Here is a 7,406-nt window from a genome sequence, read left to right on the forward strand (position 1 = left end):
CACCGGTGGTCAGGGCGAGTAGAGCGAGCGGGATATTGAGGACCTGGTCAACGACGTGCATGAGCTCATATGCGGAGTGCCGAAGACCGGCATCGGCCGCTGCGGTCGAAGCCAGGACGAGCTGCGCGAACGCCACGCCATTCCAGCCGACACTCACCAGCACATGCACTGCCAACAGGGCGGTGCGCATTGGTTTACGCAGGTAGCGGTACCGCTCGCGCATGGTGGCGCCGGCCGCCGAGGCGCCGGCCGGCGGGGCCACGGCGGGTACGGGATTCCCGGAATCGGCTGTCTGCGCAGGATCGACGGTCGGCTCCGAATCGCGCGGTGACGCCGGGTTTGCCGGTGCCGCCGGACCGGCAGGCGTCGCGCTGGCGGCCAGGTCGGTGCCGGCAGCTGGGTCCGTGCTATCAGCTGGGTCCGTGCTGTCCGTGGTCTCGAGCGGCGTCGAACCGGCCGCGGTGGGCACCGGTCCGGCGGGGGATGCGGTCATGTGGACGTCTCGGGCAGATTCATCGTCCGATTCTCTCCGTCACTGGATCATCAAGTGAGACGATTGTCAGGCGTCCTGGGCTGGCTCTCCGAGTAGCGGATCGAAATAGTACAGCCAATCGGTTGGCCCGGTCTGGCATAGGTGACCAGAAGCTACTTCCACAATTTAAATGCAACCGCATCCGGACCGCGTTCGGATCATGGTATAGAAAGACTGATCATCGGTGGTGTGGGCTTTCCTGCGCCGCCACCTTCACGTCTGGTCGATCGACGGCTCGACCCGTGCGCAATCCACGCGCACGGGACCGGTCCACTCCACAGCGGCCCGCGGAGGGCGGCCCGCGGAGGGCGGCCCGCGGAGGGCGGGCCGGTCAGGCTGGTGGGATCCGAATCCCTGACCCGAGTCAGGGATTCGGGATCAGGGATTCGGGGTGGGACCGTCCGGTTCGGTCTGCTCGGCGAGGAAACGCTCCAAGGCCTCGCCGAGTTCGTCGGCGGTCGGCAGCGGCTGGACGTCGTCCGCGGCCGGCAGGCTCGGCCCGCGCCGTCCGCGCTGGTAGGCGTCGTACTGCTCTTCCAGGGCGCTGACCAGCGCGGCGGCCTCACCGCCCCCGGCGATCTGGCTGTCGACCTCGTCCTGGATGGCAACCGCGGCGGAGCGCAGCCCGTCCAGCGGGAGCAGGAGCCCGGTCGCCTTCGACACCGAGGTCAGCAGGACCTCGGTGGCCGCCGGATAGGTCGTCTGCGCCAGGTAGTGCGGGACGTGAGCGGCGAAACCCATCGCATCCCGGCCTTCCCGCCCGAGCTCGAATTCCAGCAGGTGGCCGGCGCTGCCGGGGACCTGTAGCCGGCGCAGCCAGGGCTCGTACCCCACGATGAGGTCCTTACGGGTCGCGTACGCGCTCACCACCGACGGGCGGGTGTGCGGCACCGCCATCGGAATCGCGTTCAGCCCGACCGTCAGACGGACGCCGAGCCGGGCCACGAGGCCTCGCAGCGCCACCGTGAACCGCTTCCACTGCAGGTCTGGCTCGGGCCCGGCCAACAGCAGGAACGGAGTGCCCGCCTCGTCCCGCAACAGGTACAGCGCGAGGACGGGATCCTCGTAGCTTTCCCAGCGATCCTCGGAGAAGACCATGGTCGGCCGGCGGGACCGGTAGTCGAGCAACTGGTCGATGTCGAAAGTGGCGAGCAGCTGGTGGTCGAGCGCGGTCATCAGGTGCTCGCCGGCCAGGCTGACCGCGCTGCCAGCGTCGACCACCCCGGTCATCGCCTCCAGCATGACGGGACGGCCGAGATCGATCGAACCGCCGGCCAGGTCCTCGGCAAGATCGTAAAGTGCATCGGGATCAAGCACGGGTTGAGGTCCTCCTTACGCCACGGGTCGCGTCCGTCCTCAGGAAGAAGCGTGGCGCGCGCCTCCTCATTCCACCGGCTTGTTCCACGGGCCTGTCGCGGCCCGGGGGTGCCAGCGAGCCTCGTCACACAGGCGATGCGACAATTTTACCGGTAAGGAGCGATTCGCCGGTGGGTGATGACGGGCTGTTATCTCAATCCCGCTAGGCTGCCAGGAACGCTCCGGGGCCGGATCTGCCGTGGTGACCAGGCCCAGCGGCCTAAGGTGGCCGGACCCGACTGAGCAGGAACCCGACTGGACGAATCGGCGTGGTGTGTCCGGTCGTCATGCACATCCGCGCGGCGGAAGGCGGCACGGGATGATCGAAGCGCAGGGATTCACGGCCTCACCGGGGCATCCCGACCTCGGACGGCCTGGTAGCGGTCTGGACGCCGTCGACGTGCGCCGGATTGAGGCCGTGTGCGCGCCGAGGGTCTCCTCGCCGGCCTGTTCGACGGCCTTGACGAGGCGGCGGCCCTCGTCGATCTGGTGGCACGGTACTGCGTCTTGGACCACGCGGCGCTGCTGATCGCCGTGGACGACTTCGAGGCCGCGCTCGCGGCGTTGCCCGCTCTCGGAGTGCGGCCGAGCGCGCTGGTGCCCAGCGTCATCGTGAAGGCCCGGCTGGCCGAGCGCTACGCGGTGCGCGCAGAGCTGCTCGACGTGCGTCTCACCCACGCCGCGCTGCGGTCCGATGCGGGCGCGGACCGCACGTTGGAGATCTTCATGCTCCGGCGGACACCTGGACTACCGGCCGGGCTCATCGAGCAGGAACGCGTGTTCGAGCTCGAGCGGCACTTCGCGATGCGGCTGCCGGACCCAAATCCGATCATCATCGAGGGACTGCGCTGGGTGTTGCGGACCCGGGCCGAGTTCCACTGGGACGGTGGCGGCTACAACCCGCATGACCGGCCGGCTGCCGGAGGTACGAGCGTGCTGTACTTTCTGCGTCTCGCGCCGGACGGCAAGGGAGGTGTCTGTCGCGAGCGGCTGGAAATCAAGTTCTTCGGCGATTTCTCCGCCATCGCGGACACACATCTCGCCCCGTGCGCCGACGGCGCGCCCTCGTGGGAGGTGCCGCCCGGTGCGCCGCACGCATGGTAAACCCGCCCACGTGGGGTGTGACCAGCACGCCGGGCGCCCGCCACAGCGGTGACCCCGCTGGAGGACGAGCACGACTCAGGCCCCCCACCTCCTCAGGCCCCGAGGAGCAGCGCCCAGACCACCAGGCTCACGAACGACAGCGGAACCCCGACTCCCACCAGCAGGCTCGGCAACGGTGTCGCGAGTTCGTGACGGGCGGCGATGAGTGCGCCGGCGACCATCGGGGGCATCGCCACCTCGAAGAGGGCCACCTGCACGTCGTGATCTCCGACGGTCCCCGTCAGCGCGTAGATCCCCACCACGAGCGCGGGCGCGGCGACCAGCTTGACGCCGAGGCCGAGGGCCAGCTCTCGCCACCGCACCCGGACCGCACGCACCTGGAGTTGCAGACCGATGGAGAACAGGGCGAGCGGGGTGAGGGTGCCACCGAGCGACCCCAGCGCGGCGTTCAGCCAGCCCGGGAAGGTCACCGGCCGCAGGACGAGCGCGGCCACCAAGGCGATCAGCGCCGGAGCGGTGAGGACCCGACGGGCGAGCTCGGCGCGGGAAAGCGATGCGCCGGCACTGATCGTGACCGTCCCGAGGACCACCGTGTTTAGCAGTAGGAAGGAACCGAGCTGATCCACGAGCACGGCAACCGGGACCGACGACGCGCCGAAGAAGGCGGTCACCATCGGGATGCCGACGAAGCTCGTGTTCGCCACCGCGGTCGTGGCGATCAGGGCGACGACGACCTCCCGCGGCATCCGCAACGCTCGTCCGGCCAGCACGTAGCCAGCCGTCGTCAGGACGAAGAGCAGGTAGGGCGCGGCGATGACGAGCGCGAGGTTCGGCGGGAAGACGATGCCATGCATGGCGCGCAGCGTCAGAGCGGGCAGGGCCACGTCCAGCAGCCAGACGTTGATCACGTGGGCGGTGTCCGCGGGCAGTCGTCCGCGGTGCCGGACCCCGATGCCCGCCACCAGTCCGACCAAGAGCACGATCAGTGCGGACATTCGGCCATCGTGGCAGCCGGGGTTCCCGGAAGGCGCTGGGATGCGCCGGGCGTGGGACAGGCCACGTGGCCGGCTTGGGGCGGGGACCGGCGCGCGGATGGATCATGGCCGGTGGTTTCGGCGGCGCCGATGCCATCGCAGTAGCCGAGGCAGCAGGATGTTGGCGGCGAACAGCACGGCGGCGAGGACGTAGTTGCCCGCACCCAGACGTTCCTGGCCGGGCAGGGGAAGCAGCGTATACGTGATCAGAACAACGGTGGACAGCAACAGAGTGCCGACCATCACCCCACCGATCCAGGGGGGCGAGTCGGTCATCGAACGGGAGCGCCGGCCCGCGGGCGACGGCGTCACGCCACCTGTTTGCACGGGTCCTGCTCCTCGATGTGACCGGCGTTCTGTTGTCCCAGTATATGACACGTGGCAGGCTCACTGTCGAGTTATCGTGCGCCGTCAGGGGTTTTCGCCCCGCGGTGGCGGTCGGCGCTGGTCGGCGGTCCGGCCGGCAAATCGGAGGTACCGATGGCGGCACCTGTTCTCACCGCGCCCGGCGGCCTCGCCTGGCGGGACGGCAAGCGGTACATGTGGCTCACCGCGATCATCGTTCCGTTGCTGGCCATCGTGGGATACGGCCTGTGGCATCGGACGGGTGTCGAGCTGCACTGGTGGATCACCCCGCTCTTCGTCTTCGTCCTGGTTCCGCTGCTCGACATGACCACACCGCCGGATCCGGTCAATCCACCGGAGGAGATCCGGGCCGCGCTGGAGGCCGACCGTTACTACCGCCGGTGCACGTATCTCTACCCGCCGCTGGCGGCCGTCGGCCTGCTGCTGGGCGCCTCGGCCTGGACGAACGGCGACCTGTCGTGGTCCGCCCGGATCGGCGTGGTGGTGTCGGTCGGCACCGTGACCGGGGTGGGTATCACCACCGCGCACGAGCTCGGCCACAAGCGGGGGATTTTCGAGCGCTGGTTGGCGAGGTTGATGCTGGCGCCGGCCGCGTACGGTCACTTCTCCGTAGAGCACAACCGGGGCCATCACGTGTGGGTAGCGACGGCGGCGGACCCGGCGAGCGCCCGGTTGGGGGAGAGCTTCTGGCGGTTCTGGCCGCGGACCGTCGTCGGCAGTCTGCGTTCCGCCTGGTCGCTGGAAGCCGCCCGGCTACGGTTGCGCGGCCGACGGGTCTGGTCGGTGCGCAACGAGGTCGTGCTCGGCTGGTTGCTCACCGCGGTGTTGTTCCTGGCGCTGGCCGTCGAGTTCGGGCCGGCTGTACTCGTCTTCCTCGCCGCCCAGGCGGCCTTCGGGTTCACCTTGTTGGAGGGGGTCAACTACATCGAGCACTACGGCCTGGCCCGGGAGCTGACTCCGAGCGGGCGTTATGAGAAGGTCGATCCCCGGCACAGCTGGAACAGCGATGCCGTGATCAGCAATCTGGCGCTTTACCAGTTGCAGCGACACAGCGACCACCACGCCAACCCGACCCGGCGCTACCAGGCACTGCGGTCCTTCGAGGCCTCTCCCCAGCTACCGGCGGGGTACGCCACGCTCCTGCTCGCGGCGTATCTCCCGCCGGTATGGTTTCGGGTGATGGACGACCGCGTCGTCGAGCATTACGGCGGGGACGTCAGCCGGGCGAACCTGCACCCCGCGCGCCGGGCTGCTTTGCTGACCCGGTACCGGTTGCCGTCCGGGCCGCCGCCGTCCCGGGGCGGTGTTCGTGGGTGAGTACTTCCTTGAATAACGCACGGTAACAGCGCAGGGCCGTCCGCGAGATCGTCGGTCGGTAAGGATTCCGACGGGGATCTGTCAGCTCTGGCCGGATTCCTCGGAGGTGCTCTGCTCGGCGGCGTCCTGATCGGCCGGCCGATCAGGAGCCGAGCCACCGAGATGCGCGGGCAGCCACCAGTCCGGCTCGCCCGGCGTGGGTCGCGGGTAGCGGCGCTGCGCGTCGTCGAGCAGCTCGTTCATCACCTTCTCCAGCAGCGCCGTGCCGTCGCGGCCCTTACCCAGTTCCGTGGGCTGGACGGGCCTGCCCACCGTGATCGAGACGCGGACACCGATCGCGTCCCGCAGTCTGAAGGGCCGCCCCTTGGTGAAAATGCGCTGGCTGCCCCAGAGGATCACCGGGATCACCGGCACCTTCGTGTGAGCGGCCATCCGGGCTGCCCCGGTCTTGAATGTCGCCAGACAGTAACTCGGACTGATCGTCGCCTCGGGGAAGACGCCCACGAGTTCCCCGGCGCGCAGCGCGTCGAGGGCGTGGCGCAGAGACGCTGCGCCGGCCTCTCGGTCGACCGGGATGTGGTGCATGCCGCGCATGAGCGGCCCGCTGATCCGGTGGTCGAAGACGGCCTTCTTGGCCATGAACCGGACCAGCCGACGCTCCGCGATCCAGAACGGCAGACCCGCGAGCGCGAAGTCCAGGTACGAGACGTGATTGATCAGGACGATGCCGCCACCCGATGCCGGGATGTTCTCCGTGCCCTGGATGTCGAGACGCAGGCGCAGTGCGCCGAAAAGTCCCCGCACCATGCTGACCACCGGCCGGTAGACGTACTCCGCCACGACGGGCCACTCCTCGATGTTCCTCGCGGTCTCCCCGGTGTGCCGAATGCGACACGACCTTACCCCCACCCCCTGACGCCGGTCGTCGTGGATGCCCGGCGATACCGCGGTCCGGTTTCACCGGAAGGCAACGTCGCGTGGGGCGGGGGCAGGATCGATGATGTTCTTATCAGGCGTCTGTGGAGGAGCGGGACCAACCGCGCGGATGAGGGAGAGACGACGGAAATGGAGATTCTGCGCCGGAGCATTGCGGCGCAGCCGGCGGCGCCGCAATGGGTGCTCGTCGTTGCCGCGATTCTGGCGGCCCTGACGGTACTCAGCGACCGCCTATGGCCGATATCTAGACATATGATAACAATTGCGCATGAAGGCGGACATGCCCTGGCCGCGGTCGCGACGGGGCGCCGCCTGGCCGGCGTTCGGCTGCATTCGGACACCTCCGGAGTGACCGTGTCCTCCGGACGGCCGACCGGTGCAGGTGTCATCGTGACCGTCGCCGCCGGCTACACGACACCGTCTCTGCTCGGTCTCGGAGCCGCGGGCTTGCTGGCCACCGGCCGGACGAGTCTGCTGCTACAGCTGTGCGTGGCGCTGCTGCTGGCGATGCTGGTCGTGATCCGCAACGGTTTCGGGGCCCTGTCCGTGCTGGGGAGTACCGCGGGAATCCTGGCGGTCTCCTGGTTCGCGCCGCAGACCGTGTGCGCCGGATTCGGCGCGTACATCGCGTGCTTCCTGCTGCTGGGCGCGATCCGCCCGGTGATCGAGGTGCAGCGGGGGCGCCGTCGGCGCCGGGCCGGGGATTCCGACCCGGATCAGCTCGCGCGGTTGACCGGACTGCCCCCGACGCTCTGGGTCGG

7 protein-coding genes and 1 pseudogene are annotated in these 7,406 nt (G+C 69.1%); 3 read left to right on the forward strand and 5 right to left on the reverse strand.

Annotated features, from left to right (window positions below):
• Together AC08OX_RS12535 and AC08OX_RS12540 are read right to left on the reverse strand one after the other, a co-directional pair.
• Positions 1-493, reverse strand: a pseudogene (locus AC08OX_RS12535) (hypothetical protein); the annotation flags it as partial.
• A gap of 417 nt (positions 494-910) precedes the next feature.
• A complete protein-coding gene (locus tag AC08OX_RS12540; RefSeq protein ID WP_476607987.1) occupies positions 911-1,849 on the reverse strand; it encodes a proteasome assembly chaperone family protein in 939 nt (312 codons plus the stop codon).
• A gap of 459 nt (positions 1,850-2,308) precedes the next feature.
• Here AC08OX_RS12540 and AC08OX_RS12545 point away from each other — a divergent pair, with 459 nt between their 5' ends.
• On the forward strand, positions 2,309-2,992 hold the full coding sequence (locus AC08OX_RS12545; protein ID WP_476607988.1) for a hypothetical protein: 684 nt from the start codon (positions 2,309-2,311) through the stop codon (positions 2,990-2,992).
• Between the two features lie 92 nt (positions 2,993-3,084).
• Here the strand turns inward: AC08OX_RS12545 and AC08OX_RS12550 are convergent, their stop codons facing one another.
• Positions 3,085-3,987 (reverse strand): AEC family transporter, encoded by a 903-nt coding sequence (locus AC08OX_RS12550; RefSeq protein ID WP_476607989.1) that lies wholly within the window; start codon positions 3,985-3,987, stop codon positions 3,085-3,087.
• 102 nt (positions 3,988-4,089) lie between these two features.
• On the reverse strand, positions 4,090-4,353 hold the full coding sequence (locus tag AC08OX_RS12555) for a hypothetical protein (protein WP_011435694.1): 264 nt from the start codon (positions 4,351-4,353) through the stop codon (positions 4,090-4,092).
• A 153-nt stretch (positions 4,354-4,506) separates the two neighbouring features.
• Between AC08OX_RS12555 and AC08OX_RS12560 the strand changes: the two genes are divergently transcribed.
• Complete coding sequence (locus AC08OX_RS12560) at positions 4,507-5,709, forward strand: alkane 1-monooxygenase (protein ID WP_476607990.1); 1,203 nt, start codon at positions 4,507-4,509, stop codon at positions 5,707-5,709.
• Positions 5,710-5,790: 81 nt separating this feature from the next.
• Here the strand turns inward: AC08OX_RS12560 and AC08OX_RS12565 are convergent, their stop codons facing one another.
• Positions 5,791-6,549 (reverse strand): lysophospholipid acyltransferase family protein, encoded by a 759-nt coding sequence (locus tag AC08OX_RS12565; RefSeq protein WP_476607991.1) that lies wholly within the window; start codon positions 6,547-6,549, stop codon positions 5,791-5,793.
• Between the two features lie 225 nt (positions 6,550-6,774).
• Here AC08OX_RS12565 and AC08OX_RS12570 point away from each other — a divergent pair.
• The coding region (locus AC08OX_RS12570) for a M50 family metallopeptidase (RefSeq protein WP_476607992.1) at positions 6,775-7,406 on the forward strand (632 nt) is incomplete at its 3' end.

The organism is Frankia sp. CoBUL1, from assembly GCF_978021245.1.